The organism is Brevundimonas sediminis (assembly GCF_048799765.1).
Lineage (GTDB): Bacteria > Pseudomonadota > Alphaproteobacteria > Caulobacterales > Caulobacteraceae > Brevundimonas.
Genome location: NZ_JBLYQK010000012.1, coordinates 39,313 through 65,908 on the forward strand (window position 1 = coordinate 39,313; position 26,596 = coordinate 65,908).

General features: G+C 69.3%; 26 protein-coding genes. 21 read left to right on the forward strand and 5 right to left on the reverse strand.

From position 1 onward, the window contains the following. Window positions 1-248: 248 nt before the first annotated feature. Genes ACLQ7T_RS08895 through hemE form a run of 3 tightly spaced genes read right to left on the reverse strand, consistent with a single transcriptional unit; the run spans window position 249 to window position 2,820 of the window. Window positions 249-719, reverse strand: a complete 471-nt coding sequence (locus tag ACLQ7T_RS08895) for a CopD family protein (RefSeq protein WP_420479101.1) — start codon at window positions 717-719, stop codon at window positions 249-251. Then, window positions 716-1,777, reverse strand: a complete 1,062-nt coding sequence (hemH, locus tag ACLQ7T_RS08900) for a ferrochelatase (protein WP_420479102.1) — start codon at window positions 1,775-1,777, stop codon at window positions 716-718. Before hemH ends, ACLQ7T_RS08895 begins: the two co-directional genes overlap by 4 nt. Then, entirely contained in the window at window positions 1,774-2,820 is a 1,047-nt protein-coding gene (hemE, locus tag ACLQ7T_RS08905) for a uroporphyrinogen decarboxylase (protein ID WP_420479103.1), read from the reverse strand. Before hemE ends, hemH begins: the two co-directional genes overlap by 4 nt. Before the next feature lie 522 nt (window positions 2,821-3,342). Between hemE and ACLQ7T_RS08910 the strand changes: the two genes are divergently transcribed. From ACLQ7T_RS08910 to dnaQ, 5 genes are read left to right on the forward strand one after another with little or no spacing between them, the layout of a single operon-like run. Further along, window positions 3,343-4,212 carry a pyruvate, water dikinase regulatory protein gene (locus ACLQ7T_RS08910; protein WP_420479104.1) on the forward strand — a complete coding sequence of 290 codons (870 nt, stop codon included), beginning with the start codon at window positions 3,343-3,345 and terminating at the stop codon, window positions 4,210-4,212. 50 nt (window positions 4,213-4,262) lie between these two features. Next, window positions 4,263-4,808, forward strand: coding sequence for a Maf family protein (locus ACLQ7T_RS08915; RefSeq protein ID WP_420479147.1), 546 nt, complete (start codon window positions 4,263-4,265; stop codon window positions 4,806-4,808). Further along, window positions 4,805-5,602, forward strand: coding sequence for a shikimate dehydrogenase family protein (locus ACLQ7T_RS08920; RefSeq protein WP_420479105.1), 798 nt, complete (start codon window positions 4,805-4,807; stop codon window positions 5,600-5,602). The genes ACLQ7T_RS08915 and ACLQ7T_RS08920 overlap by 4 nt, the downstream gene beginning before the upstream one ends. Then, the gene (gene coaE / locus ACLQ7T_RS08925; RefSeq protein ID WP_420479106.1) at window positions 5,599-6,240 is read left to right on the forward strand and encodes a dephospho-CoA kinase; all 642 of its coding nucleotides are present in this window, start codon (window positions 5,599-5,601) and stop codon (window positions 6,238-6,240) included. The genes ACLQ7T_RS08920 and coaE overlap by 4 nt, the downstream gene beginning before the upstream one ends. A 6-nt stretch (window positions 6,241-6,246) precedes the next feature. After that, on the forward strand, window positions 6,247-6,969 hold the full coding sequence (dnaQ, locus tag ACLQ7T_RS08930) for a DNA polymerase III subunit epsilon (protein WP_420479107.1): 723 nt from the start codon (window positions 6,247-6,249) through the stop codon (window positions 6,967-6,969). A gap of 96 nt (window positions 6,970-7,065) precedes the next feature. Here the strand turns inward: dnaQ and secB are convergent, their stop codons facing one another. Continuing rightward, on the reverse strand, window positions 7,066-7,572 hold the full coding sequence (gene secB / locus ACLQ7T_RS08935; protein ID WP_420479108.1) for a protein-export chaperone SecB: 507 nt from the start codon (window positions 7,570-7,572) through the stop codon (window positions 7,066-7,068). A 185-nt stretch (window positions 7,573-7,757) separates the two neighbouring features. On the opposite strand from secB, the gene timA reads away from it, so the two are divergent. After that, window positions 7,758-8,393, forward strand: a complete 636-nt coding sequence (timA, locus tag ACLQ7T_RS08940) for a TIM44-related membrane protein TimA (RefSeq protein WP_420479109.1) — start codon at window positions 7,758-7,760, stop codon at window positions 8,391-8,393. 2 nt (window positions 8,394-8,395) lie between these two features. Continuing rightward, a complete protein-coding gene (locus ACLQ7T_RS08945) occupies window positions 8,396-9,532 on the forward strand; it encodes an MltA domain-containing protein (RefSeq protein WP_420479110.1) in 1,137 nt (378 codons plus the stop codon). Between the two features lie 6 nt (window positions 9,533-9,538). Here ACLQ7T_RS08945 and ACLQ7T_RS08950 read toward each other — a convergent pair whose 3' ends face one another. Then, the gene (locus ACLQ7T_RS08950) at window positions 9,539-11,101 is read right to left on the reverse strand and encodes a helicase HerA-like domain-containing protein (RefSeq protein ID WP_420479111.1); all 1,563 of its coding nucleotides are present in this window, start codon (window positions 11,099-11,101) and stop codon (window positions 9,539-9,541) included. A gap of 97 nt (window positions 11,102-11,198) precedes the next feature. On the opposite strand from ACLQ7T_RS08950, the gene ACLQ7T_RS08955 reads away from it, so the two are divergent. The 14 genes from ACLQ7T_RS08955 (at window position 11,199) to ACLQ7T_RS09020 (ending at window position 26,579) form a co-directional block, all read left to right on the forward strand. Beyond that, complete coding sequence (locus ACLQ7T_RS08955; RefSeq protein WP_420479112.1) at window positions 11,199-12,326, forward strand: AI-2E family transporter; 1,128 nt, start codon at window positions 11,199-11,201, stop codon at window positions 12,324-12,326. A gap of 381 nt (window positions 12,327-12,707) precedes the next feature. Continuing rightward, window positions 12,708-17,573, forward strand: a complete 4,866-nt coding sequence (locus ACLQ7T_RS08960; RefSeq protein ID WP_420479113.1) for an NAD-glutamate dehydrogenase — start codon at window positions 12,708-12,710, stop codon at window positions 17,571-17,573. A gap of 60 nt (window positions 17,574-17,633) precedes the next feature. Next, window positions 17,634-18,104: a universal stress protein gene (locus ACLQ7T_RS08965; RefSeq protein WP_420479114.1), complete on the forward strand. Its 471-nt coding sequence runs from the start codon at window positions 17,634-17,636 to the stop codon at window positions 18,102-18,104. 99 nt (window positions 18,105-18,203) lie between these two features. Continuing rightward, window positions 18,204-18,761 (forward strand): NifU family protein, encoded by a 558-nt coding sequence (locus ACLQ7T_RS08970; protein ID WP_420479115.1) that lies wholly within the window; start codon window positions 18,204-18,206, stop codon window positions 18,759-18,761. 55 nt (window positions 18,762-18,816) lie between these two features. Next, window positions 18,817-19,404 carry a helix-turn-helix domain-containing protein gene (locus tag ACLQ7T_RS08975; RefSeq protein WP_420479116.1) on the forward strand — a complete coding sequence of 196 codons (588 nt, stop codon included), beginning with the start codon at window positions 18,817-18,819 and terminating at the stop codon, window positions 19,402-19,404. Window positions 19,405-19,470: 66 nt separating this feature from the next. Beyond that, window positions 19,471-19,851: a helix-turn-helix domain-containing protein gene (locus tag ACLQ7T_RS08980; protein ID WP_420479117.1), complete on the forward strand. Its 381-nt coding sequence runs from the start codon at window positions 19,471-19,473 to the stop codon at window positions 19,849-19,851. Window positions 19,852-19,870: 19 nt separating this feature from the next. Next, window positions 19,871-20,545, forward strand: a complete 675-nt coding sequence (gene tsaB, locus ACLQ7T_RS08985; RefSeq protein WP_420479118.1) for a tRNA (adenosine(37)-N6)-threonylcarbamoyltransferase complex dimerization subunit type 1 TsaB — start codon at window positions 19,871-19,873, stop codon at window positions 20,543-20,545. A 2-nt stretch (window positions 20,546-20,547) separates the two neighbouring features. Further along, window positions 20,548-20,970, forward strand: coding sequence for a GNAT family N-acetyltransferase (locus ACLQ7T_RS08990; protein ID WP_420479119.1), 423 nt, complete (start codon window positions 20,548-20,550; stop codon window positions 20,968-20,970). Window positions 20,971-20,999: 29 nt separating this feature from the next. After that, on the forward strand, window positions 21,000-21,473 hold the full coding sequence (locus tag ACLQ7T_RS08995; RefSeq protein WP_420479120.1) for a Fur family transcriptional regulator: 474 nt from the start codon (window positions 21,000-21,002) through the stop codon (window positions 21,471-21,473). 48 nt (window positions 21,474-21,521) lie between these two features. Beyond that, entirely contained in the window at window positions 21,522-22,952 is a 1,431-nt protein-coding gene (gene miaB / locus ACLQ7T_RS09000) for a tRNA (N6-isopentenyl adenosine(37)-C2)-methylthiotransferase MiaB (RefSeq protein WP_420479121.1), read from the forward strand. Next, a complete protein-coding gene (locus ACLQ7T_RS09005) occupies window positions 22,952-23,941 on the forward strand; it encodes a PhoH family protein (protein ID WP_420479122.1) in 990 nt (329 codons plus the stop codon). The genes miaB and ACLQ7T_RS09005 overlap by 1 nt, the downstream gene beginning before the upstream one ends. Continuing rightward, the gene (ybeY, locus tag ACLQ7T_RS09010; protein ID WP_420479123.1) at window positions 23,938-24,396 is read left to right on the forward strand and encodes an rRNA maturation RNase YbeY; all 459 of its coding nucleotides are present in this window, start codon (window positions 23,938-23,940) and stop codon (window positions 24,394-24,396) included. Before ACLQ7T_RS09005 ends, ybeY begins: the two co-directional genes overlap by 4 nt. Beyond that, window positions 24,374-25,984, forward strand: a complete 1,611-nt coding sequence (gene lnt, locus ACLQ7T_RS09015) for an apolipoprotein N-acyltransferase (RefSeq protein WP_420479124.1) — start codon at window positions 24,374-24,376, stop codon at window positions 25,982-25,984. Before ybeY ends, lnt begins: the two co-directional genes overlap by 23 nt. 178 nt (window positions 25,985-26,162) lie before the next feature. Next, window positions 26,163-26,579, forward strand: coding sequence for a helix-turn-helix domain-containing protein (locus ACLQ7T_RS09020; RefSeq protein ID WP_420470089.1), 417 nt, complete (start codon window positions 26,163-26,165; stop codon window positions 26,577-26,579). Window positions 26,580-26,596 lie beyond the last annotated feature (17 nt).

Genomic DNA, 26,596 nt, shown 5'->3' on the forward strand with positions numbered 1-26,596 from the left:
GCCCGCACGCTCGCGGCGCGAGGTCGGGTCCGGCTGGCGATGTTGGCCTTGCGGCCGGCAGGAGGTGCGATGGGGTCCCGCAGGGTCGATCCGGCAGGCATCGCGAGGAGAGAGGGACCGTCCGGCAGAGGGCCAGGACCGGTTCGCGTTCAGCGAAACCATGCTTCCGGGGGTCAGGTCAAGCATCGCTGCAGCCTTCTCCCTCCCCCGACGTGGCGAGGGAGAGCGCAGCGAGGACGGGTGGGGTCCTACCCCAGCGTCCACTCCGTCGTCACCGACAGCACCATGATGATGGCCAGGACGAAGGGGATCTCGTTGGTCATGCGCCAGAACTTCCCGGAGTATTTCGAGGTCCCGGCGGCGATCTTCTTCCTTTGCCCGGCCAGGAAGCCGTGCCAGCCGGCCAGGAGGAAGACCCCGACCAGCTTGGTCACCATCCACGGCTGATGGGCGAAGCTCCAGTCCGCCCCCTCTCCGCTGCGCAGCCAGAACAGCCAGGCGCCGAAGATGAAGGCCAGGATCATGGCCGGGTTGATGATGATGCGCAGCAGGCGGGTCTGCCACGTCCGCAGCAGGCCCTGCATCTCGCTCTTCAGCGGCTCGGCCCTGGCGTTCTGTTCGGCGTCATAGGCGAACAGGCGCGGCAGGAAGAGCATGCCCGCCATCCAGGCGATCACCGCCAGGATGTGCAGACCCCGGACCACGTCATAGGTGTTCACGCCGCTCTCCGCTCGCAGGTGCGCGGACAGGCCTTCCAGTCCGCGCGACAACCGGGACCGTGCGGCGCGACGCCGGTTCGCGCAAGCGCCCCGACGGCCGCCCCGGCCAGTTCCTCAATGAAGGCCGGCATTACACCGACCGCCGGCACGCGCAGATAGGGCGAAACGCCCAGGCCGTGCGCCAGCTCGCCGTACTCGATATCCAGCTCGACCAGGGTCTCGACGTGTTCCGAAACGAAGGCGATGGGAACCACCACCGTCCCGACACCGTCCTTCGCGGCCTGTTCCAGCGCCTCAATGGTCGACGGCCCCAGCCATTTCATCGGCCCGACCCGGCTCTGGTAGCAGATGGCCCAGTCGGTCAGATCCGCAGCAGCCGCCACGGCGGCGCAGGTGCTCTCGACCTGCTCCTGATAGGGATCGCCCTTCTTCTCGACCAGAACCTCGGGGATGCCGTGGGCCGAGAACAGGACCCGCACGGCCTTGTCCCCGGCCTCGGCCAGCTTGCCCTTGATCAGCTCCGCCTGCGCCGAGACCCAGCCCGGCGCTTCCGGCCAGCAGCAGACGGTGCGGCTGACGCCTGATCCGGCATAGACCTCGTTCCAGCGCTTGAGCGAACTTTCGGTCGTCGTGGTCGAGAACTGCGGATACAGCGGCAGCAGCACGATCTCGTCCGGCCCGAAGGCGGCCACCTCAGTGGCTGTTTGATCGGTCAGCGGATGCCAGTACCGCATGGCGATGAAGGCCTTCACCTCATCGCCGGGCAAACGGGCGCGCAGCACGGCTTCAAGCGCGTCGGCCTGTTTCCGGGTCTCGGGCAGCAGGGGTGAACCGCCGCCCATCAGGGCGTAGTTGGCCTGCGCGCTCGTCTCACGACGGCTGGAGATCAGTTTCGCCAGCGGCGTCCGGAACAGGCCCGGCAGGCCGATGATGGCCGGATCGTTGAACAGGTTGAACAGGAAGGGCTTCACCGAAGCCTGACCGTCCGGCCCGCCCAGATTGAACAGGACGACGGCGATGCGGCGGCCCTTCAGCCTGCTCCCCACGACCTCGGTCACTGCGCGCCGATCCGCTTCAGAACCTGCTCGACGTGCGCGATCGGCACATCGGGCATGATCCCGTGGCCGAGGTTGAAGATCCACGGCCCCTGCCCCCAGGCCTCGCGCAACTGGTCCACCCGCTTGTCCAGCAGCGGCCCGCCGGCGCGCAGCAGCAGGGGATCCAGCGCGCCCTGGATGGTTTTGATCTTCTGCACAGCCTGACCGACCGGCAGCGGACAGGCGGTATCCAGCGCCACGCCCTGCACCTCGACCTCGCGGGCATACCGCTCGGCCAGCGCCGCCGAGCCACGGGGGAAACCGATCAGGGGCGTGGTCACGCCCAGTTCGCGCACCCGCTTCACCAGCTTGATGTGCGGCTGCAGGACCAGGCTTTCGAACAGATCGTCCGGCAGGCCCTCGGCCCAGCTCTCGAAGATCTTCAGGGTCTGCGCTCCGGCGTCGGCCTGCATTTTCAGATAGTGGGCGGTCGCCTCGACCAGAACGTCGAGAACCGCCGCGACCTTCTCCGGCTCGGCATAGGCATAGGTCCGGGCCTGCGCCCGCTCGCCCTTGCCGATGGTCCGGGCCACGCCGTCCAGCATATAGGTCGCCACCGTCCACGGCGCGCCCGCAAATCCGATCAGCGCCCTGGACGGATTCAGTTGTTCCCGGACCAGGCTCAGGGTCTGACCGATGGACGACAGGGCCTCACCGGCCCCGGTCGCCTTGTCCCGCATGGCCTCGACCGACGGCATCTCGCCCAGCCGAGGGCCTTCGCCCGCCTCGAACCAGACGTCCTGACCCAGCGCCCGCGGGATCAGCAGGATGTCCGCGAACACGATGGCGGCGTCAAAGCCGAACCGGCGCATCGGCTGCAGGGTCGCCTCGGCGGCCTTCTCCGGATCGTGGCAGAACTCGATGAAACCCGGGGTCGTGGCGCGAAGGGCCCGGTATTCCGGCAGGTAGCGCCCGGCCTGACGCATGAACCAGACCGGAGGACGAGCCGTCGTCTCCCCGGCCAGGGCTTTCAGGAACAGGGGAGTGTCATTCGAGGTCGTCATTTGATCGTCGGCTTACCGGGGGGCGGGGACAGGCTCAAGCCCGGGCCGGTGTCGCACCCTTTCCCTTCCCAAACATTCAAATTTGAAAAGGGTGGAAGGAAGTGGGTTGGGCCGGGGATGACGGGGACAACCCGTCCGGAAAGGGCTGTCCGCGGACGGCTTGTCGGGATTCAGTCACAGGGCGGTCGACAGACCCGGTGGCGCCTGTCGATACCGGGGATAACCCTTAACAGATCCTTAACAGCGCCGGTTTGCGGGCCGCAGGGCGCGTCGGGGTCTGGGCGCCGCTTTGCGCGACCGATGTTCCTCCACAAGCCGGTGCGGGAAACCGGGCGACCGGTGGATGACCGGCGGACAGACCGGGACCGGTATCCACCTTCATCCCGCTCGCGACCCCGGACGGGGACCGCTATAGAGATCGGCGCCGGCTCATGAACCGAACGGCGCCCCGGCCTTTCCACAGGAGTCCCCGTTGAACGGACCGCTTATCCCGAAGAGTCTGACGGACCGGAGCGCGCGCGGATGAGCCCGGCCCGTCCGCCCGGCGCCTCAAGGCTGGCGACCTATTTCCATGTGCATCTGGTTTCGGATTCGACCGGCGAGACCCTCAACGCCATGGCCAAGGCGGTCGTCGCCCGGTTCGACGGCGTGATCCCGATCGAGCACATCTACGCCCTGGTTCGCTCGGAACGGCAGATGGAGCGGGTTCTGGAGGAAATCGCCGCGGCGCCGGGCGTGGTGCTCCACACCCTCGTCGACCGGGAACTCCGGGATCAACTGGAAGAGGGATGCCGCAGGCTGGACATGCCCCAGATCGCCGCTCTCGATCCGCTCGAGACCGTGCTTTCCCGCTATCTCGGCGCCGCCCTCGCGCCCCGGGTCGGGGCCCAGCATGCGCTGAGCAACGAGTATTTCGACCGGATCGCCGCGCTCGACTTCGCCATGGCCCATGATGACGGCCAGGGGACGGCCGAACAGCTGGAGACCGCCGACGTCATTCTCTGCGGCGTCAGCCGGACCTCGAAGACCCCGACCTGCATCTATCTGGCGCACAGGGGGATCCGCGCGGCCAATGTTCCCCTGGTTCCCGGACAGGAAGACGGGGAGCGACTGACCCAACTCAAGAATCCGCTGGTGATCGGTCTGACCGTGTCGCCGGACCGTCTGGTCCAGATCCGCCGCAACCGGCTGGACGGTCTGAACGCCAGTCGGGCGTCGTCCTATGTCGACCATGACTCGGTGCGGGATGAGACCGTGAAGGCCCGTCGCGCCTTTGAGCGCCGGGGCTGGCCGGTGATCGATGTGACCCGCCGCTCGGTCGAGGAGACCGCCGCCGCCATCATCAATGTGCTGAACGAGCGTCGGACCCACCGTATGGGAGCGGGCTGGTGAACCGGGATGAACGCCTGATCCTGGCGTCGAAAAGCGCCGCGCGCCGCGCCATGCTGGAGAACGCCGGCGTCCCCTTCGCCGTGCAGGTCGCGGATGTGGACGAGGACGCGGTCAAGGTACGGCACGACCCGGCCGATGCGGCCGGCCTCGCCGTGGAATTGGCGCGGGTGAAAGCCCTGGCCGTGTCGCGCCATGATTCCGACGCCTGGGTGTTGGGCGCGGACCAGACCCTGGCGTTCGACGGGGGGCTGATCTCCAAGGCCGGAAGTCTGGAGGAGGCCCGGGACCGTCTGTCGGCGATGCGCGGCAGGGTCCATCATCTCCACGCCGGCGCCGCCCTGGCCCGGAATGGTCGGATCGTCTGGTCCGGCGTCGATACCGCAGAGATGCAGGTGCGAGATTTCTCGGACGCCTTCCTCGACGCCTATCTCGCGCATGAAGGGGACGGTCTCCTGTCCAGCGTCGGCGCCTACAAGCTGGAGGGGATGGGGTCGCAGTTGTTCGACCGGATCGACGGGGACTATTTCACGGTTCTGGGCATGCCGCTGTGGCCGGTCCTGGCCGAGTTGCGACGGGTCGGAGTGCTGGTCGCATGACCGTTCGCGCCGGGGTCGCCGGCCAACCGATCAGCCATTCTCTCAGTCCCCTTCTTCACGGCCTGTGGATCGAGGCGGCCGGTCTTGACGCCCGCTACGAGGCCTTCGGCCCTGCGGACGAAGCCGGGTTCGCCGACCTGATCTCGAACGGACGGGGCGGAAGTCTTCGCGGTCTGAATGTCACCGCCCCGTTCAAGGCGCAGGCGTTGGCGCTGGCCGATGACGTCAGCCCGGCGGCCCGCGCCTGCGGCTCGGCCAACCTGCTGGTTTTTGAAGGGGATCGTCTGTCCGCCGACAGCACGGATGGGCAGGGCCTGATGCTGGCCCTGTCCGAACAGGCCCCGACTTTTGATCCGGAGGGCGCCCCTGTGGTGGTGCTGGGCGCGGGCGGCGCGGCCCGGGCGGCGGTCGTGGCTCTGAAAGGCGCCGGGGCCGAAGTCGCCGTCCTGAACCGCACCCGCGCCCGCGCCGAGACCCTGGCCTCGGAGCTTGGCAGTCTGGTCGCCGGGCCGGAGGCCCTGCAGAACGCCGCCCTCGTCGTCAACGCCTTGAGCGTGAGACCGGAGATCGACATTGGGGCCCTGCGGGTCGACGCCGTCCTGATGGACATGACCTACAGGCCCCTGATCACGCCCTTCCTGGCCGCCGGCCGCGCCCGGGGCCTGACGACGGTGGATGGTCTCGCCATGCTGATCGGTCAGGCCCGACCGTCGTTCGAGGCCCTGTTCGGCCTCGCCCCTCCGCCGGTGGATGTCCGCGCCGCCGCCCTGGCGCGGCTGGGAGAGGCCGGATGATCCTGCTCGGCCTTACGGGCTCCATCGGCATGGGCAAGTCGACGACGACGGCCCTGTTCGCTGATCGCGGCGCCCTGATCTGGAATGCGGACGAGGCCGTGCATCGCCTCTATGCACGCGAGGGAGCGGCGGTGGAGCCTGTCGGCGCCGCCTTCCCGGGGGTCGTCGTCGACGGAGCTGTGGACCGCACGCGCCTGGCCGAGGCCCTGGGCCGTGATGATCAGGCCTTCAGACGACTGGAGGCGATCGTTCATCCGCTGGTGGCCCAGGGGCGCGCCGATGATCTCGTCGCGGCGCGCGAGAGGGGCGTGAAGCTGGCGGTCCTGGACATCCCTCTCCTGTTCGAGACCGGCGGCGATGCGGCGGTCGACGCGGTGGTGGTGGTCAGCGCCCCGCCGGACGTTCAGGCCGCCCGGGTTCTGGCCCGTCCCGGCATGACCCGGGAGCGGTTCGAAGCCATCCTCGCCCGCCAGACGCCGGACGCCGAAAAGCGCGCGCGCGCCGACTTCGTGGTCGACACCGGCCAGGGGCTGGAGGTCGCGCGGCGGCAGGTGGACGAAATCGTGGGGACAGTCCTGTCCGAAGGGTGGACGCCGCCGCGCCGGACCCTTCCGGAAACCGCCGAACGACCCCATTAAGGGCCCATGTCCCGCGAGATCGTTCTGGATACCGAAACCACCGGCTTTGACCCGAAAACGGGCGACCGGCTGATCGAGGTCGGCTGTATCGAGCTGATGGACCTCCTGCCCACCGGGCGCACCTACCACACCCTCGTCCACCCCGAGCGCCTGATCCCGCCGGACTCGACCCGGGTGCACGGCATCACCGACGAGAAGGTGAAGGATGCGCCCAAATTCGCCGCGATCGTCGCGGATCTGGTCGCGTTCATCGGGGACGCCCCGATTATCGCCCACAACGCCCAGTTCGACCGCAATTTCATCGACGCCGAGTTCCGGCTTTGCGGACATCCGGTGTTCGACGCGGATCGCTGGATCGACAGCCTGCAGCTGGCCCAGAAGAAGTTTCCGGGCATGCCCAATTCGCTGGACGCCCTGTGCAAGCGGTTCAAGGTCAGCCTGGCCGACCGGACCTTCCACGGCGCCCTGATCGACGCCCGTCTTCTGGCCGAGGTCTATCTGGAGCTTCGCGGCGGCAAGGAGCGGCGTCTGGATCTGTCGGCCGCCCGTGTCACGGCGGCGGCGGGTCCGGTCATCGCGGCGGCCGTGGGCGCCCGCCCCCGCCCGCTTTCGCCCCGGTCGACCGAGACGGAACGGGCCGCCCATCTCGAGTTTCTGAAGGCCAATCTGAAAGACCACTCCCTGTGGGAGGGCTACGGGCTGGATATGGAAAAGGCGCCCGCCGCCTGACGGACGCCTTTTGAAGGGACCAGGGAACAGGGATGGGGGATCAGGTCACGATCTCCGGCCTCGCTGACCGAATAATCCCTGATCCCCGGTCCCCGCTCAGGCCTGACCGGTTTCGGCCGGGCCGCGGGCGATCTGGGCCTGGCGCGACATGTAGATGGCGGCGAAGTCGATCGGGTCCAGCATGAAGGGCGGATAGAAGCCGCCGTCCGAGGTCGCCCGGGCGATGATCTCGCGGGCGAACGGGAACAGATAGCGCGGGCATTCGATGAGCAGCATCGGCTCGATGTCCTGCTCCGACACGCCCTGCAGGGCGAACAGGCCGCCGTAGACCAGTTCGACGTGGAAGACGGCCAGGGTGTCGGTCGAGGCCTTGATCGACAGGCGAAGCTCCACCTCGAACAGGCCGTCCTGGCGGCCCGAAGCGTTCATTTCGACGCCCATGTCGATCGCCGGCTTGCCGTCGATGCGCAGGCTGTCCGGCGCCTTCGGGTTCTCGAAGGACAGGTCCTTCACATACTGGGCGACGATGCGGAAACCCGGGCCCTGGGGCTGGCCGTCGGTCGCGGCAGGGGTGGCGTCGGCGGGCGGAGCGGCGTCGGTCATGGGCGGAAGGTCTGCCTGGAATTGTGGGGCGGGCGAAGGCCCGGAAGGCGCGGCGACTACCATGTGAGCCCCCCTGCGGCAACGACGCTCGCCGAAAGGGGGCGGCGGCGCGCCTTGCGTGGCCCTATATCAGCCCGTAATCGTCATGTTCCGCGCCACTCGCCGGCGCCAGTCAAGGATGTCCCGTGCCCCCGGTTCAGGTCCAGATCGTCATCTTCGCCGTCATCGCGGCCTTCGTCCTGTTCCAGCTGTACAATGTGCTGGGCAAGAAGGTCGGTCGTCAGCCGGAGGAGGATGCCCGGGCCCAGCCGCCGGCGCCGAACGGATCGGCTGATCCGGCCAGTCCGCAGGGGCGCAATGTTCTGGACGCCGTGACCCTGGCCTCGATCGCCGGCCTCAAGGCCCGTGATCCGGCGTTCGACCCGGTTCGTTTCCTGGAGGGCGCGCGCGCCGCTCATGAAAGCATCGTCCGCGCCTATGCCGCGGGGGATCGTGAGACGTTGAAGCCGCTGTTGACCCCGACGGTCATGGCGTCGTTCGAGGGCGGGATCGCGGCGCGCGAGGCGCGGGGCGAGTCCGAGACCGTGGAATTCGTGCACCCCGCCCGGGCCGATCTGGAGCTGGCGACGGCGGAAGAGAACCTCGCCATCGCCAAGGTCCGCTTCCTGGCCGAGCTGCGCAGCCGCGTGAAGGCCGCCGACGCCTCCCTGGAAGAGCAGACCGACGAGCGCCGGGTGGCCGAGGTCTGGACCTTCCAGCGCACCCTGGGCGCCAGTGATCCGAACTGGGTGCTGGCCCGGACCGAGCCGGCGACGGCCTGAGCATGTCCGCCCACCGCGCCGTGAATGTTCAGGGCGCGGTTCTCGCCCTTATGGTGACGCTTCTGGCGGGCTGCGCCACCCGGCCGCCTGTCGCGCCGGCGCCCGAGCCCTCGATGCCGACCCGGCCGGAACCGACGGGCCCCGTCGAGCCCCCGCCCGCTCCTCGCCCCGAACCGGTCGTCGGCATCAGTCCGGCGACCCTGCCCGGCTGGGACGAGGAGGACCATCTGGCGGCCTTCAACGCCTTCGCCGACGGTTGCCGGGTCTCACGCGATCCGGGCACGCGCACCCAGTGCGACCGGGCCATGCATCTCCGCCGGACGTCGCGTCCCGTCACCCCCTCCATGGCGCGCGCCTTCCTCGAAGCCGGGTTCACCGTCGTCGAGCAGCAGACCCCGGACGGCCGCCCCGGTTTGTTGACCTCCTATTTCGCGCCGGAGTACGCGGCCAGCCGGGTCCGGACCGCCGAGTTCGACATGCCGGTGCTGGCCGCGCCCGCCGGCTGGCGTCGGGGCCAGACCCTGCCGCCCCGGGCCGAAATCGAGGCCGCGCCGCCCACCGGGCCCCTCGCCTGGATGCGGGCCGAGGATCTGTTCTTCATGCAGATCCAGGGCTCCGGCTATCTGACCTTCGAGGACGGCTCGAAGGCGCGCGCGTCCTACGCCGCCGACAACGGCCAGACCTTCGTCGGCATCGCCACCCCCATGGTCCGGCAGGGGCTGTTGCCGCAGAACGGCACCTCCGGCGACGCGATCCGGGGCTGGCTGGGCGCGCATCGGGGACCGGAGGCCCGGGCGGTCATGGCCCTGAACCCCCGCTACATCTTCTTCCGCATGGACCCGGATGACGGGGGCGACCCGTCCGGCGCGGCGGGCGTTCCCCTGCCCGCCCGACGCTCCATCGCGGTCGATCCGACTCAGTGGCGCTACGGTGATCTGGTCTGGATCAGCGCTGACGGCGGCAATCTGGCCGGCGCGCGCGGCAGCTATCGCGGGCTGGTCATGGCTCTGGACACCGGCTCGGCCATTCGCGGACCGGTCCGCGCCGACCTGTACATGGGCCGGGGCGACGCGGCGGGCGCCGAAGCCGGCGCGGTCCGGCATCCGCTCAGGATGTGGAAGCTGGTTCCGCGGCGATAGACGGACCTAGCGCCGCTTCAGCCCGCCCAGAATTCCCCGCAGCAACTCCCGGGTCAGGGTCGAGCCCGCCGTTCGCAGCACCGACTTGGTCATGGCCTCCACGGGCGTCTCCCGCGTCGAGCGACGGGCCGGGGCGCGAGAGCGGGCGGCTTCCCGCTCGTACCGGGCCTGCATGCGCGCCTGTTCCTTCTCGCGTGCGGCGGCGGCCTTCCCGGCGTCCTTGGCGGCGGCGGCGTCCGCCCTGGCTTTCGCTTCGGCCAGCCTGGCGTCGGCGGCGGCCTGATCGGCTTCGCCCCGCCGGGCGGCCAGGATTTCGGCTGCGGATTCCCGATCCACGATGGTGTCGTAAAGCCCCCGCACGGGGCTCGACCCCATGATCTGGGCGCGTTCGGCGTCCGTCGCCGGACCCAGTCGCGAGGCGGGCGGACGAATGGCGGTGCGGCCGACGACATTGGGCGCGCCCTTCTCGTCCAGTGTCGAAACCAGCGCCTCGCCCACGCCCAGGCCCTGGATGCACTCGGCGGTGTCGAAGGCCGGATTGGGCCGGAAGCTCTGCGAGGCGGCCTTCAGACCCTTCTGTTCGGAGGGCGTATAGGCGCGAAGGGCGTGCTGGATGCGGTTGCCCAGCTGGGCCAGCACGGTGTCGGGAATGTCGGCCGGGTTCTGGGTGACGAAATAGACGCCCACCCCCTTGGACCGGATCAGGCGCACGACCTGTTCGACCTTCTCGCGCAGGGCGTCCGGGGTGTCGTTGAACAGCAGGTGGGCCTCGTCGAAGAAGAAGACCAGTCGCGGCTTCTCCGGGTCGCCGACCTCGGGCAGTTGCTCGAACAGTTCGGACAGCAGCCACAGCAGGAAGGCGGCGTAGAGACGCGGGCTGTTCATCAGCCGGGTCGCGTCCAGCACATTGACCTGCCCCCGACCGTCCAGACCGGTGCGCAACATGTCTTCCAGTCGCAGGGCGGGCTCGCCGAACAGGGCGCCGCCGCCCTGTTGTTCCAGCTGCAGCAACGCGCGCTGGATGGCGGCGATCGAGGCCGGGGCCACATTGCCGACTTCACGTCCGATCCGTTCGGCGTTCTCGCCCAGATAGACCAGCATGGCCCGCAGGTCGTCGAGATCCAGCAGCAGCAGGCCTTCCTTGTCGGCGACATGGAAGAGCACCGACAGCACCCCCTCCTGCACCTCGTTCAGGTTCAGCATGCGGGCCAGCAGCAGGGGCCCGATCTCGCTGACGGTGGTGCGGATCGGATGACCCCTCTGGCCGTACAGATCCCAGAACACGACGGGCGCCGCCTTCGGCTCGAGCGTCAGTCCCATGCCCTGGGCGCGGGCCAGCAGCTTTTCGTTCGGCGACCCGGGCAGGGCGATGCCCGACAGGTCGCCCTTCACGTCGGCGCAGAAGACCGGGACGCCGGCGTCCGAAAAGCCCTGGGCCATGATCTGCAGGGTCACCGTCTTGCCCGTGCCGGTGGCCCCCGCGACCACGCCGTGCCGGTTGGCCCGGCCGTAAAGCAGGATTTCGGGCTTGTCGGGCGACTGGCCGAGGAAGACGCCGGTGTCGGTCATGGGAACTCCGGGATGGGGGGCGCGCTCATGCTCCACCGGTCGGGCTCGCGGTTCAAGCGCGATTGACGCGGTTCGCGGAGACCTTGACCATATGCCCATGAAATCACCGATCGCCGTCCCGACCTCCACTGTGGCCCGCAACGCGCTGGTGGCGCTGGCCGTCGTCGTGGTCGGCGCGGCCGTCTACTGGATGGCGGATATCCTCACCCCGCTGGCGATGGCGATCTTCCTCCTGATCATGATCGACGGCGTCAAACGCTGGATCGAGGCCCGCTCCAGCCTGCCCGGCCATCTCGCGGGGGCCGCGGCCCTTCTGGTGGTGGTCGTCGGCTTCTTCCTGTCGATCGCCATCATCGTCTACGGAGCCCGTGGCTTCTTTGATGAGACCAACGGCGTGGTGGTGCGGATCGGGCCCCGGATCGACCATATCCTGGCCGACATCTATGCCCTGCTCCGGCTTCCGGCGACGCCGCCGACGGCCAGCGACCTGATCGCCCGCGTCGATGTCGGCAGCTACCTGGCCCTGGTCGCCACCCAGGCCCAGGGCGTGGTCGGCGGGGCGATCTTCGTCATGATCTACCTGGGCTTCCTGCTGGCGTCTCAAAGCGGCTTCCGACGCAAGCTGGTCAATATGTTCCCGGACCGTCACGCCCGGGCCGAGGCTCTCGAGGTGTTCCAGCGGGTGCGCGGCGGGGTCGAGGGCTATCTCTGGGTGCAGACGGTCACCGGGGCCATGATCTGCGCCGCGGCCTGGATCCTGATGCGGGCGGTCGGTCTGCAGAACGCCGAGTTCTGGACCTTCGTCATCTTCGTCGTCGGCTTCATCCCGGTTCTGGGCGGAGCGGTCGCGGGACTCGCCCCGCCCCTGTTCGCCCTGGTCCAGTTCGAGAGCTATTGGCAGGCCCTCGTCCTGCTGGGCGGCCTCCAGGCCATCCTGTTCATCAGCGGCAACTTCATCCAGCCGCGGATGCAGGGCGACAACCAGAACATCGATCCCGTGGTCGTGCTGCTGGCCCTCGCCTTCTGGGGCAAGGTCTGGGGGGTGGTCGGCATGTTCCTGTCGACCCCGCTGGCGGTCATGGCCATGGCCATTCTGGCGGAATTCAGGGGGTCGCGCTGGATGGCGATCCTCCTGTCCGGCGACGGGGAGCCCTATGCCGAGGCTGAAGCGCCGAAGAACGAGGGTCGCCGCCGCGTCAACGCGCCGCAGGCCGGGCCGGATTGAGCCGCACGCCTGCCCTTGATTGGCCACAAGCGGCGCCTATCTCCCCCTCGTCGCCGCGGCTCCCCTCCCCCCAAGGTCGCGGTTGAAGAGATCGGCGCCACCCCTCCCCCCTCCTGGGCGCCGATCCGAAGCAGGCCGCCGAACGCAAGTTCGGCGGCCTTGTTCGTTTGCGGAGGACTCTCCCGGGGATCGCGAAGACTGATCGCTGATAACCACCGGTGCTTTCCGAAAAGGCGACGATGGCGCCGCTTTTGGGGGTTCCCGCCGTGGCCGGGCTGGCCTAGTTGACCGGCTGACGGACTGCTTGCCCCCGTGCGCAACCGGCCTAGTCTGTGTCCACAACCGGCGGCCCGACGCGGCCGCGCCATACGAGACCTGTCCATGACCGGCGCCCCCGCCCCCACGCTCCCTCAGGCGATCACCCTGGAGGCGCTGGAGGCGAACTTCGCCGCCGCGACCGGCCATCCGCCGGGCGCTGCGGAACGGTCCTACCTGGCCCAGGTTCTGGAAGACTACGCGGCCGACGAGACCCCGGAGCTGAGCGGCGCCGACCTGGCGGCCCTGCTGGGCTCCGTCTGGCCCACGGTTCTCGACCGCGACCCGGAGGCGCCCGCCCGCATCAGCGTCGGCCCGCACACCGGGGCGCGCGGGATCAGCACCGGCTATGACGTTCTGAGCATTGTCCAGAACGACAAGCCCTTCCTCGTCGACAGCGTGATGGGCGAACTGGCCGAGGCCGGGGTCACCGTGCGCTCGATGTTCCACCCGATCATTGAAACCCCGAAGGGCCGGGTCTCGGTCATTCTGGTGGTTCTCGACGCCCTGCCGCAGGAGCGGCGTGACGCACTCGGCGAGGCCCTCGCCCTGACCCTGGCCGATGTCCGGTCAGCCGTGTCCGCCCACGGCGCCATGCACGAGCTGATCGGCCGCTCCATCGCCCATCTGGAATCCTCGCCTCCGGGGATCGATCCGGAGGTCCTGGCCGAAAACCTCGCCTTCCTGCGCTGGCTGGCGGCGGATCATTTCGTCTTCCTCGGCGCCCGCGACTACGAGTACCCGCGCGACAAGGACGGGGGCTATGAGGCCGAGGCGCCCCTGTCGCAGTCCGTCGCCGGGCTGGGCGTGCTCGCCGATCCCGACCGCACCGTGCTGCGCCGGGCTTCCGAACCCGCGGTCCTGACCCGTCAGATGAAGCGCCAGCTGGACCTGTCCGAGCCGGTGACGGTGGCCAAGGCCAATGCCCGGTCGCGCGTCCATCGCCGCTCCTACATGGATTACGTCGGCGTGAAGCGGTACGGACCGGACGGCCGTCCGTCCGGCGAGACCCGGTTCGTCGGCCTGTTCACGGCCGAGGCCTACGACAAGGCCGCGACCGAGGTGCCCCTGATCCGGCGCAAGGTGGCCAACGCCCTGGAGCGGGCCGGCAAGCTGGAGGGGACGCACAGCTACAAGCGGCTGAAGAACATCCTCGAAAACTATCCGCGCGACGAACTCTTCCAGATCACCGGGGACGAGCTTCTGGAGATCGCCCTCGGCATCCTGCACCTGCACGACCGCCCGCGGATCAAGACCTTCACCCGCAAGGACCCGTTCGACCGCTTCGTGTCCGTCCTGGCCTTCATCCCGCGGGAGCGGTTCGAAGCGTCTGTCCGTGAGCGGATCGGTCGTATTCTCGCCCGCGCCTGGGGCGGCCGCATCTCGGCCTGGTACCCCCAGCTGTCGGACCAGCCGCTCGTGCGCGTCCACTACATCATCGGGGTCACTCCCAATGAACATCCGTGCCCGGATCAGGCGGCGCTCGACGCCGAGATCGTCGAGGCGGGGCGCAGCTGGATTGATCGCTTTGAAACCGCCCTGCGCGCCGGTGGCGTGGATGAGGTGTCCGTCGGACCGGTCAGCGCGCGCTGGGCCGAGGCCTTCGGGGCCGGCTATCGCGATCGCTACAATGCGGCCGAGGCGGTTCGCGACTATCAGACCACGGACGCCCTGAACGCGTCCGGCGAGGTCGGCCATGGCGAGCCTGTGGCCGTGCGGGCGTTCCGCACAGGGCAGGACGGGCCGCTCAATTTCCGCTTCAAGCTTTACCGGCGCGGCTCGGCCGTGCCGCTGTCGGACGTCCTGCCGATCCTGGCCGATATGGGCCTGAAGACTCTGGAGGAATGGGGCTACGCCCTGAAGCCCGCCGGCGACGCCGAGATCCATGTGCATGAGTTCCTGCTGGAGGACCCGCGCGGCGGCGACCTCAGCTTCGACTCGGTCCGGGATCCGTTCGAGGCGGCCTTCGTCGCGGTCTGGAACGGCCGCACCGAGAGCGACGGCTTCAACCGTCTGGTGATCGAGCTCGGCGTCGACTGGCGCGAGGCGGCCCTGATCCGCACCCTGGCCCGCTACCGTCAGCAGACCGGTCTGGACCCGTCCCAGGCGGTCCAGGAAGAGGCGCTGCGCGACTATCCGGCGGTGGCCCGCGCCATTCTGGCCCTGTTCGACGCCAAATTCGGCCCGATGCCGGACGGCGGCGCCGAGGCGCGCGCCTCGGTCGTCTCGGATCTGGTCGCCCATATCAATGATCTGCTGCAGGACGTGAAGAGTCTCGATCACGACAAGGCCCTGCGTCGTCTGTCGCTGCTGGTCCAGGCGATCAAGCGCACCAACTACTACCAGGTCGACGCCGAGGGGCGCTCCAGGCCCTACATCTCGATCAAGATCGCCTCGCGCGAGCTGGTCGACCTGCCCCTGCCGAAGCCGTTCCGCGAGATCTTCGTCTGGGCCCCCTATGTCGAGGGCGTGCATCTGCGCTTCGGCCCGGTCGCCCGCGGGGGGCTGCGCTGGTCGGACCGTCGCGACGACTTCCGCACCGAGGTGCTGGGGCTGGTCAAGGCGCAGCAGGTCAAGAACGCGGTCATCGTGCCGGTCGGCTCCAAGGGCGGTTTCTTCCCGAAGAAGCTGGCGGACATCGTGCGCGCCGGAGGGGACCGGGACGCCCAGCAGGCCGAGGCCATCCGCGCCTACAAGACCTTCCTGTCGGGCCTGCTCGACCTGACCGACAACATCGCCCGCGACGGCGCTGTGGTTCCGCCGGCGTCCGTCGTGCGCTGGGAGGGGGACGACCCCTATCTCGTCGTCGCGGCGGACAAGGGCACGGCTACCTTCTCCGACATCGCCAACGGGGTCTCGGCCTCCTACGGCTTCTGGCTGGACGACGCCTTCGCCAGCGGCGGCTCGGTCGGCTATGACCACAAGGTGATGGGCATCACCGCCCGGGGCGCCTGGGAAGCCGTCAAGCGGCACTTCCGCGAGGAAGGCAAGGACATCCAGTCCGAGCCCTTCACCGTGGTCGGCGTCGGCGACATGTCCGGCGACGTGTTCGGCAACGGCATGCTGCTGTCGAAGGCGATCAGACTGGTCGCCGCCTTCGATCACCGCGACATCTTCATCGATCCGAACCCCGATCCCGCCGCGTCGTGGATCGAGCGGGATCGCATGTTCAAGCTGCCGCGCTCGTCCTGGCAGGACTACGACACCTCGAAAATCTCGGCGGGCGGCGGGGTCTTCTCGCGGTCGGCCAAGTCGATCCAGCTCAGCCCCGAGATCCGGGCCGTTCTGGATATCGAGGACGAGGTGCTGGATCCGGCGGCCCTGATGAAGGCCATCCTCAAGGCGCCGGCCGAGCTGCTCTACTTCGGCGGCATCGGCACCTACATCAAGGCGCCGAACGAGACGGACGCCCAGGTCGGGGACAAGGCCAATGACGCCATCCGCATCGATGGCGGCGAAGTCCGGGCGAAGGTGATCGGCGAGGGCGCCAACCTGGGTCTGACCCAGGCGGGCCGCATCGCCTTCGCCCGCAACGGCGGCCGCATCAACACCGACGCCATCGACAACTCGGCGGGCGTCGACAGCTCGGACCACGAGGTCAACATCAAGATCCTGACCGGGGCCGCCATCGCCTCGGGCGCGCTCAAGGCGGGTGACCGCAACGCCTTGCTGGCCTCGATGACCGACGAGGTCGGGCTCAAGGTGCTGGTGCACAACTACGACCAGACCCTGGCCCTGACCCTGCAGCAGGCGGAGGGCGCGCGCGCGCTGGATTCCCAGCAGCGGTTCATGCAGTGGCTGGGGTCGAAGGGTAAGCTGGACCGGAAGGTCGAGGGCCTGCCGGACGACCAGCGTCTGGGGGAGATGAAAGCCTCGGGCGTGCCGCTGACCCGGCCGGAGCTGGCGGTCCTGACCGCCTATTCCAAGCTGGAGCTGTTCGACGAGATCGTGGCGTCCGCGGCGCCTGATGACGCCTTCTTCAAACAGACCCTCGTCCGCTACTTCCCGACCCCGCTGGCGAAGTTCGAGGACGACATGCAGCGGCACCGCCTGAAGCGCGAGATCATCTCGACCATCCTGTCGAACGAGATCGTCAACATGTGCGGCGCGACCTTCCCGGAACGCCTGCGCCTGTCGGCCCAGTGCGATACCGGCGCCATGGTCATCGCCTTCGAGGCGGCCCGCCAGATCTTCCGGCTGGACGAGGCCTGGGACGCCGTGTCCGCGCTGGACCTGAAGATTTCGGCCGAGGCGCAGACCGCCCTCTATTCGGAAATCTCCACCGTCCTTCGCCGCCAGACCTTCTGGCTGGCGCGCCGCGCCACCCGCGACGGCGCCACCGTCGACGGCCTGATCCAGGCCTACCGTCCTGCCGCCGACGCCCTGCGCGCCGCCGGCGGCGCGGTGCTCAGCCGCTTTGAGGAAGGTCGTCTGGAAGCCCGTGTGCAGAGCTTCGTGGGGCTGGGCGCCTCCGAGGCGATGGCCCGGGACATCGCCATGCTGCGTCCGCTCGTCGCCACCGCCGACATCGGCGATCTGGCGCGGGAGGCCGGCTGGCCCGAGCCGGCCATGGCCATGCTCTATCACCAGGTCGGCGCCGCCTTCGACTTCGACCGGCTGCGCGCCGCGGCGGGCGCGGTCCCCTCGGCGGATCATTTCGATCGTCTGGCGGTCCGCCGCATGATCGAGGATCTGATGGGCGAGCAGATGGTCCTGACCCGCGCTGTGGCCCGGGCGTCCGACGTGGCGGTCGGCGCCACCGAGGCCACGGCCGAGAAGGCGGTCGACGACTGGATCGGTCCGCGCCTCGCCACGGTGGAAGGGGTCCGGGCCTCGGTCGACGAGATCGAGACCTCGGGCTCGGGCTGGACCTTCGCCAAGCTGACCATCGCCAACGCCTCGATCCGCGAGATCGCGTCCTCGGCGCGCTGAGGACGCTCTCCTGCGGGCGGATGATCTGCTAGCGTGGTCCGACTGAGGGAGGGCGAACCCATGCCCAGGAAGTTTCTCGTCGTCGTCGACGACAGTCCGGAGTTCGAAGGGGCCCTGCGCTATGCGTCGCGCCGGGCCCGCTCGACGGGCGGCCATGTGGTGATGCTGCGCGTGATTCCGCCCGCCGCCTCCGACGCCCACTGGGCTGGCGTGCGCGAGGAAATCGAGCGCCAGACCCGCGCCGAGGCCGAGGCCGAGCTCAACAGATGGGCCGCCGAGGCCCAGGAACGGTCCGGTTCCACACCGATCCTGCTGATCGAGCGGGGCGAACCCCAGGCCAGCATCCGCAAGGTCGTCGGCGAGGATCCGGACATCAAGATCCTGGTCCTGGCGGCGGGCGAGGGGGGGCGGGGGCCGGGCCCGCTGGTCGCCGCGGTGGTCAAGCAGGGGGCCGCCTTCACCGGGCGCAAGCTCCCCGTCACCATTGTCCCCGGGGAACTCACCGAGCAGGACATCGAGGATCTGGCCTGATTCCGGGCGCTGACGCCGGCCGCGCGGCGGCGCACTGCGTGAGGGTCCCGATGTGGCCCCGCCCTTGAACCCCGGCCTTACAGGGCGCACTTACGCCCCATGTTCATCCAGACAGAACCGACGCCGAACCCGAATGTCCTGAAATTCCTGCCGGGGCGGGACGTTTCGGAAGATCCCAGGGACTTCGTCAACCTCGAGGAGGCCGCCGCCTCCCCGCTGGCCGAGGCCCTGTTCGGGCTGGAGGGCGTGAAGGCCGTTTTCTTCGGCTATGACTATGTGTCGGTGACGCGGGATCCGCAGGGGCTGGAGTGGTCGCGGATGAAGGCGCCGATCCTCGCCGCCATCATGGATCATTTCGTCTCGGGCGCGCCCCTGATGCGCGGCGGGACCTTCGACAGTTCGGACCCGGACGGCCAGGACACGGAAATCATCGCCGAGATCAAGCAGCTGCTGGACAGCCGGATCCGGCCCGCGGTGGCCCAGGACGGCGGCGACATCCTGTTTGACTCCTTCAATGAGGAGACGGGGGTGTTGTCCCTGCGGATGCGCGGGGCCTGCGCCGGCTGTCCCTCGTCCTCGGCCACACTCAAGGCCGGGGTCGAACAGATGATGAAGCACTATGTGCCCGAGGTGACGGCGGTCGAGCAGGTCCTCTAGACCCCGGCGCCGCCTGCGCGGTGGTGAAACGATTTCGTTCGCGGCATAAGGGGCCATGCCCCGGTTTGAAAGCGATGAGGACGCGCGGCGTCTCGGCGAGGCCCTCGCGGCCCTGCGCCGGGCGCGGGGGTTGAGCCAGGCCGAGGCCGGCGCGCGCGTCGGCATGACCAGTCAGGGCTGGGGCCTGTACGAGGCCGGCAAGCGGCCCGGTCTGTTCCGCCCCGACGTGCAGCGGCGGCTGACCGGCGCCGTCGATGCGACGCCTGAGGCGCTCGATCTGGTCGCGCCGGCGCCGGAGACCGTTTCGCCCGGCGGCCTTCCGACGGGGGTCGAAAGCCGGGCGCTCGACTTCACCGGGACCCCTCCGGCCGGGACACGGCGGCTCCAGCTTGCGGACGACGAGCTGGCGCCGTGGGCGGCGTCGGGCGTCGTGCTGGAATATGCGCCCGGTCGCTGGCCCCGCCGGGACCAGGGCTGCGTGATCGATCTGGCCGACGGCCGGCGACTGGTCCGGCTCTACGAGCGGGCGGAGGGGGAGGTCCTTGTCGTGCGCGGCGGCCCCGGGGGGCTGTCCGCCGAGGTCTGCATCGCGCGCACCGAGGTCCGTTCGGTCTCGGCGGTGGTGGCGCGCCTGGATCAGTGATGAAACTCTTTTGTTGCAACCTTGGCGTGCTTGTGAAACTGTTCCGTATCGAACAGGAGCATCGCCATGGCCCGCGCCGCCGCCCCGGATCACATCGATGTCTATGTGGGAGCGCGCATCGGGCTGCGGCGCTCGGCGCTGGGCCTGTCGCAGGCGGCGCTGGCGCAGCGGATCGGCGTCAGTTTCCAGCAGGTCCAGAAGTACGAGACCGGTCAGAACCGCATCTCCGCGTCGCGTCTGCATCGGACGGCTGTCATTCTCGGAACCTCGGTGGAGGCCTTTTTCCCGCCGGTCGAGGGGCTGGCCGCGGGCGAGGCGGAGAGTTTGCGCGCGCTCGGCGCGACGGCGGACGGCCGCGCCGTGGCCCTGGCCTTTCCCCGGATTCCCGATCGCACCGTGCGGCAGGCCGTGGCGCGGATCGTCACGGCTCTGGCGCCCGCGCCCTGACTGCGGCAGGAGCGTCGGCATGAAGGTTCTGGTGATCGATACCGCCCTGGGGCTCTGCACGGTCGGCGTCTTCGAGGTCCGGGACGGCGTTGCGCGCGCACTGGGCCTCCGCGCCGAGCCGATGACCAAGGGGCATTCCGAACGGATCGGCGGACTGGCGCGTGACGCGGTGGCGGAGGCGGGCGGGTTCGACGGCGTCGACCGGATCGCCGTCACCGTGGGGCCCGGCTCGTTCACCGGCCTGCGGGTCGGCCTCGCCTTCGCCCAGGGGCTGGGCGCGGCCCTGGGGCGCCCGGTGGTCGGCGTTTCGACGCTCGACGCCCTTGCCGCCTCCGTCGAGTCGGCCTCGGTCGCGGCCCTGATCGACGCGCGTCGGGGCCAGGTCTATGCCCGCTTCTGGCGGGACGGCGTGGCGGAAGGCCCGCCGGAGGCCCTGTCCATGGAGGCCGCCGCGGCCCGGCTCGCCGATCTTCCGGGGGCGACCCTGGTGGGTACGGGCGCGCCCCTGCTGGCGGACAGCGGGACGGATCGATGCGTCGACGATCGGGCCGCGGCGACTCCCGGGGCGCTGGCCCGTCTCGCCGCTGTCCTTGATCCGGCGGCGGCGCCGCCGAGCCCCCTTTACCTGCGTGCGCCCGACGCCACACCGCCGACGCGCCTCCCGGGACAGCCGCGCGCTGCGCATCCCGCGTGAGGGTGTCTCCGGCTGATCGTCTGGCGGCGCTGCATGCGGCGGCGTTCGACACCCCCTGGGACGCCGCCGCCTTCGCCACCCTGCTGGATCAGCCGGGCGTGTTCGCAATCGAGCGGGAGGCCGGCTTCATCCTGATGCGGGCGGTCGCGGATGAAGCCGAGATCCTGACCCTGGCGGTGGCCCCGGCGTCGCGCCGCAGCGGGGAGGGGACTCGTCTGGTCGCCGACGGGGTCGCGGCCGCCAGCCTCGCCGGGGCGGACCGTGTCTTCCTCGAGGTCGCTGAAGACAATGCGGCGGCCCGCGCCCTCTATGCGCGAACCGGCTTCACCGATGCGGGGCGTCGACCGCGCTATTATTCGCGTCCGGACGGTTCCCGGGTGGACGCCCTGCTACTGGCTCTCAACTTGCCGGGGCGGCTTCCCTAGAGCGCCGACGCCGCCTATTCTCCCGCTTCATGGACCGGATCGAAAAACTCTGCGCCGAGCGCGGCATGCGCATGACCGAGCAACGACGCGTGATCGCGCGTGTGCTCTCCGCCGCGGCCGACCACCCGGACGTCGAGGAACTGTACCGCCGCGCCTCGGCCATCGATCCGCACATCTCCATCGCCACCGTCTACCGCACCGTGCGTCTGTTCGAGGAAGCCGGCGTGGTCGAGAAGCACGATTTCGGTGACGGCCGCAGCCGCTACGAAGAGGCGGGCGATGATCACCACGACCACCTGATCGACACCCGGACCGGCGAGGTCATCGAGTTCTTCGACGCCGAGATCGAGCGCCTGAAGAGCGAAATCGCCGAGCGCCTGGGCTTCAAGCTGATCGGTCACAAGCTCGAGCTCTACGGCACGCCGATCGAGGGCGCCGAGCCGTCGGGTCGTGACGGCCTGATCTTCACGCGCAACGCCCTGCGGGACGAGACCGGAGCCTGAGCAGGCTCAAGTGGCGCGAAACGCGCTCGCGCATTACATAGCGGCCCCATGACCGACACCCTTGTTCCGCCGCCGGAGGGACAGGCCGCGCCCAAGCGCCTGTTCATCAAGACATACGGCTGCCAGATGAATGTCTATGACTCGGAGCGCATGGCCGATGTGCTGCGCCCGCTGGGCTACGCCCAGACGGACACCGCCGAGACGGCCGACTTCGTCATCCTGAATACCTGCCACATCCGCGAGAAGGCGGCCGAGAAGGTCTATTCCGAGCTCGGCAAGATGCGCGAGCTGAAGGACGCCAAGGGCGGAGCCATGACCATCGCCGTGGCGGGCTGCGTCGCCCAGGCCGAGGGCGAGGAGATCATGAAGCGCCAGCCGGCGGTGGATCTCGTGGTCGGCCCCCAGGCCTATCACCAGCTGCCCGAGCTGCTGACCCGCACCGCCCGCGCGCGCGGGGAACGGATCGGCGCCGACTTCGCCCCGGATGAGAAGTTCGACGCCCTGCCCGCCGAGCGCGGGGTCGACGGCTTCACCGCCTTCCTGACCGTGCAGGAGGGTTGCGACAAATTCTGCACCTTCTGCGTGGTGCCCTACACCCGCGGGGCCGAGTGGTCGCGGCCGGTGGCGGCCATCCTGTCCGAGGCTCGCGAACTGGCCGCCAAGGGCGTGCGCGAGGTCACCCTTCTGGGTCAGAACGTCAACGCCTATGACGGCGAGGGGCTGGACGGGAAGCCGTCGACGCTGGCCCGTCTGGCCTATCTGTTGGCTGAGGTGCCGGGGCTGGACCGCATCCGTTACACGACCAGCCATCCGAACGACATGTCGGACGACCTGATCCAGGCGCACCGCGATCTGGACGTCCTGATGCCCTGGCTGCATCTGCCGGTGCAGTCCGGCTCGGACCGCATCCTGCGGCTGATGAACCGCAAGCACGGGCGGCAGAACTATTTCGACCTGATCGAGCGCATTCGCGAGGCGCGACCGGACATGGCGATGTCCGGCGACTTCATCGTCGGCTTCCCGGGCGAGACGGATCGGGATTTCGAGGACACGATGGATCTGGTCCGGCGCGTGACCTACGCCTCGGCCTTCTCCTTCATGTACTCGCCGCGTCCGGGCACCCCGGCCTCGACGATGGGGGCGCAGGTCCCCGCCGAGGTGTCGCGCGAACGGCTGCAGGCGCTTCAGACCCTTCTGTTCGAACAACAGACCGCCTTCAACGAGTCCCGCGCGGGCATGACCATTCCGGTCCTGTTCGAGCGGCCCGGCAAGTTCGACGGTCATGTCACCGGCCGCTCGCCCTGGCTGCAGCCGGTCTATGTCGACGGCGTCGCGGATCAACTGATCGGCCAGATCGTTCCGGTGAAGATCGAGAGCGGCGGCCTGAAGTCGCTCAGCGGTCGCCTGGTCAACCCGTCCGTCGCTCAAGCAGCGAGCGTCCGAGACGCGAGCGTTAGCGACACTGAGAAAGTCGCTTGATGGCGAGAGAGAGTGAATTTCTGGCGTTGGGCGACGAGGCCCTTCGGGCCGTCATCGGACCGGGCAGCCGGCACATCGCCCTGATCGAGGACCGCTTCAAGGTGCTGGTTGAGACGCCCGGCGGCGGGGTTTCGATCAACGGCTCCGCCCGCGACCGCGCCCAGGCCAAGCGGGTGATCGAAATTCTTGCGGATCGCGCCGATCAGGGCGTGGAGATCACCGAGGCGGATGTCCGGACCGCCCTCGGCGCCGCCGTGGCCCAGCCTCGCGCGGGACAGGGCTCGGTCGCGCCGGACGCGGTGGCCCTGCCGGTCGGCCGACGCGGCGCCATCGCGCCCAAGACGGCGGCCCAGGCCCGCTATCTGGAGCTTCTGTCCCGCTGCGAGCTGACCTTCGGCGTCGGCCCGGCGGGCACGGGCAAGACCTTCCTCGCCGCCGCCTACGGCGCCTCCCTGCTGCGGCGCGGACAGGTGGACCGGCTGGTCATCACGCGTCCGGCGGTCGAGGCCGGCGAGAAGCTCGGCTTCCTGCCCGGCGACCTGAATGAAAAGGTCGATCCCTATCTGGCGCCCATCTGGGAGGCCCTGAACGACATCCTCGGTCCGGATGACGTCCGCCGTCGTCGGGACAAGGGGGAGATCGAGGCCGCGCCCATCGCCTTCATGCGCGGTCGCACGCTCAGTCACGCCTTCATCATCGTCGACGAGGCGCAGAACCTGACGCGGCTGCAGATGAAGATGGTCCTGACACGGCTGGGGGAGGGGGCCCGGATGGTGGTGACCGGCGACCCGTCACAGATCGATCTGCTGAACCGCCGCGATTCCGGCCTGCCCCACGCCCTTCGCATCCTTGACGGGGTGCAGGGCGTCGGAGTGCTGAAATTCGAGGCCCAGGATGTGGTGCGCCACGCCATGGTCGAGCGGATCGTGCGCGCCTACGATGCTGACGCGGCGGCGCCGTCGCCCGATCTGGAAGAGCCGCGCCGGTGATCGAGGTCGAGATCGAGGACGAGGCCTGGTCGGCCGCCCTGCCGGATGTCGAGGCGGTGGTGGACCGCGCAGCGTCAGCGGCCCTGGGAGCCGTCGAGGGCGACATCGTCATCCTGCTGACCGACGACGAAAGCGTGCGCGACATCAACGCCCGCTTCCGTGACCGGGACCGTCCGACCAATGTCCTGTCCTTCCCGGCCGCCGAGAGCGCCTTCCCCCATCTGGGCGATCTGACCCTGGCCTATGGGGTCTGCGCCCGCGAGGCGGTCGAACAGGGCAAGACGCTTTCCGATCATCTGTCGCATCTGACGGTCCACGGCGTCCTGCATCTGCTGGGTCGGGACCACGAAGAGGACGCCGAGGCCGAAGCCATGGAGGCCGAGGAGCGATCCATCCTTGCCAGTCTGGGCGTCGCCGACCCATACACGGCGGATGACCAGTCCTCTGACGCCTGACGTTCCCGGTCCGCGCGCCCGTCTTATCCTGCGGCTCGTCCGCATCGGGCTGGCGTTGGCCGCCGGCGTGGCGGCGGCCCTGGCGCATCCGCCGTTCGGCATCCTGCCCGGCCTGCTCGGCTACGCCCTGCTGATGGGACTGTCCGAGCGCTCCACGACGGTGCGCGGCGCCTTCTGGATGGGCTGGCTGGCCGGCTTCGCCTACTTCTTCATCAGCTGCTGGTGGGTGGCCGAGGCCTTTCTCGTCAACCCGGAACAGGCCTGGATGGCGCCCTTCGCCGCCTCGGCGCTGCCGATCGGCCTGGCGCTGTTCTGGGCCACGGCGACCGCCCTGTATCGCCGTTTCGCCCCGACGGGCCTGAGCCGGGTCCTGGTGTTCGCGGCCCTGTTCTGCCTGCTCGAGTGGCTCCGCGGCCATGTGCTGACCGGCTTCCCCTGGAACCCGGCGGGGGCCAGCTGGAAGGCCGGTTCGGCGGCGTCCCAATTCGCCTCGGTCGTCGGCGTCTACGGCCTCAGCTTCGTCACCGTGGCGGCGGCGGCGGCCTTTGCGCCCCTGCTCAACGTCGGGTCCCGAAAGGCCCGGGTTGTCACAGCGACGGCCGGCGCCCTGGCCCTTGCCCTGCTGGTGATCGGCGGCGCCGTGCGCCTGTCCTCGGCCCGGCTGGTCACGACCCCCACCGTGGTCCGCATCGTCCAGGCGGACGTGCCGCAGGCGAGCAAATGGACCCCGGAGGCCTATCAGGGGATCGTCGATCGCTATGTGAACCTGACGGCCCGTCCGGGCGCGACGACGCCCGATCTCATCATCTGGCCGGAGGGGGCTCTTCCCGCCTCGGCCAACGACGTCTTCGCCCCGGGCGCGCCGGAGGCGACGGCCATCGCCCGGGCGGTCCAGCCGGGGCAAAGCCTGATCCTCGGGCTCGGGCGAGGCGTCGCCGACCCGTCCACGCCGGAGGGCGCGCGCTATTTCAACAGCCTGTTCGTCCTGACAGACGAGGGCGGCGAAGGGCTGAAGGTCGGGCCCGTCTATGACAAGTACCGCCTGGTTCCCTTCGGCGAATATCTGCCGGCGGGCGGCGTGATGAGCGCCCTGGGCGTACGCGCCCTGACCCATATGCCGCTCGACTTCAGCGCCGGACCCCGGCCGGCTCCGATCAACATCCCGGGCGCGCCGGCCGCCCAGCCCCTGATCTGCTACGAGAGCCTCTACCCCGGCTTCACGCCCGGCGGCGCGGGTCGGCCGGGCTGGATCGTCAACATCTCCAACGACGCCTGGTTCGGGCGGACGTCCGGTCCGGTCCAGCATCTGAATCTGGCCAGCTATCGGGCGATCGAGACCGGGTTGCCGGTTGTGCGATCCACCCCGACCGGCATTTCGGCCATGATCGATCCGTGGGGCCGGGTGGTCCCGGGACAGCGTCTGGACCCGGGTGAGAGCGGCGTCATCGACGCGCCCCTGCCGGCGCCGGCGGTGGTTACGATCTACGGCCGGATCGGCGATCTGCTGTTCTGGCTGTCGGTTATCGGGTCGCTGTCGCTGGCCGTACCCTGGCGTCGGGTGATTCGTTCCCGGATCGCTGTTTCCTGACCGATTCCCCTTTCGCTCACGGGTGTCCGGCCTGAATTCTCGCGGCGCGCGAAATGAGGCGCCCCAGGGGCAACTAAGCCGCTGTCATGGCCTCGAATTCCGCATTTTTTGATGACACAGCCCCGCTCGCGGCGCATTCAGGCTTGGCCGATTATCGACTTCCAAAAGGCGTATGACTATGGCGAGAGGCAAGGGCGAGGATGGCCCTCATCCCGTGGACCGGCATGTAGGCCGGCGTGTCTGCGAGAAAAGGCTGGCCCTCGGCTATAACCAGAGCGACCTCGGTCGCGCCCTGGGGCTGACTTTCCAGCAGATCCAGAAATACGAGAAGGGCGCCAACCGGATTTCGGCGTCGAAGCTCTGGGACATCGCCCGGTTCTTCAAGGTGGACATCGGCTACTTCTTCGAAGGCCTGAGCGGTTCGCAGATGGCCGGCGTGGCGGAGGGCGAAACCGCCTTCGAGCACGACTTCCCGGCGACCCGCTACACGATCGAGATCGGCCGTCTCTCGCCGCAGTTGTCGACCCGGCAGCAGAAGCTGGCGCTGGAGCTGATCCGCGACATGGCCGACCGCAAGGAGACGGACGAGGGCTGAGCCCTCGCCGTAACGTT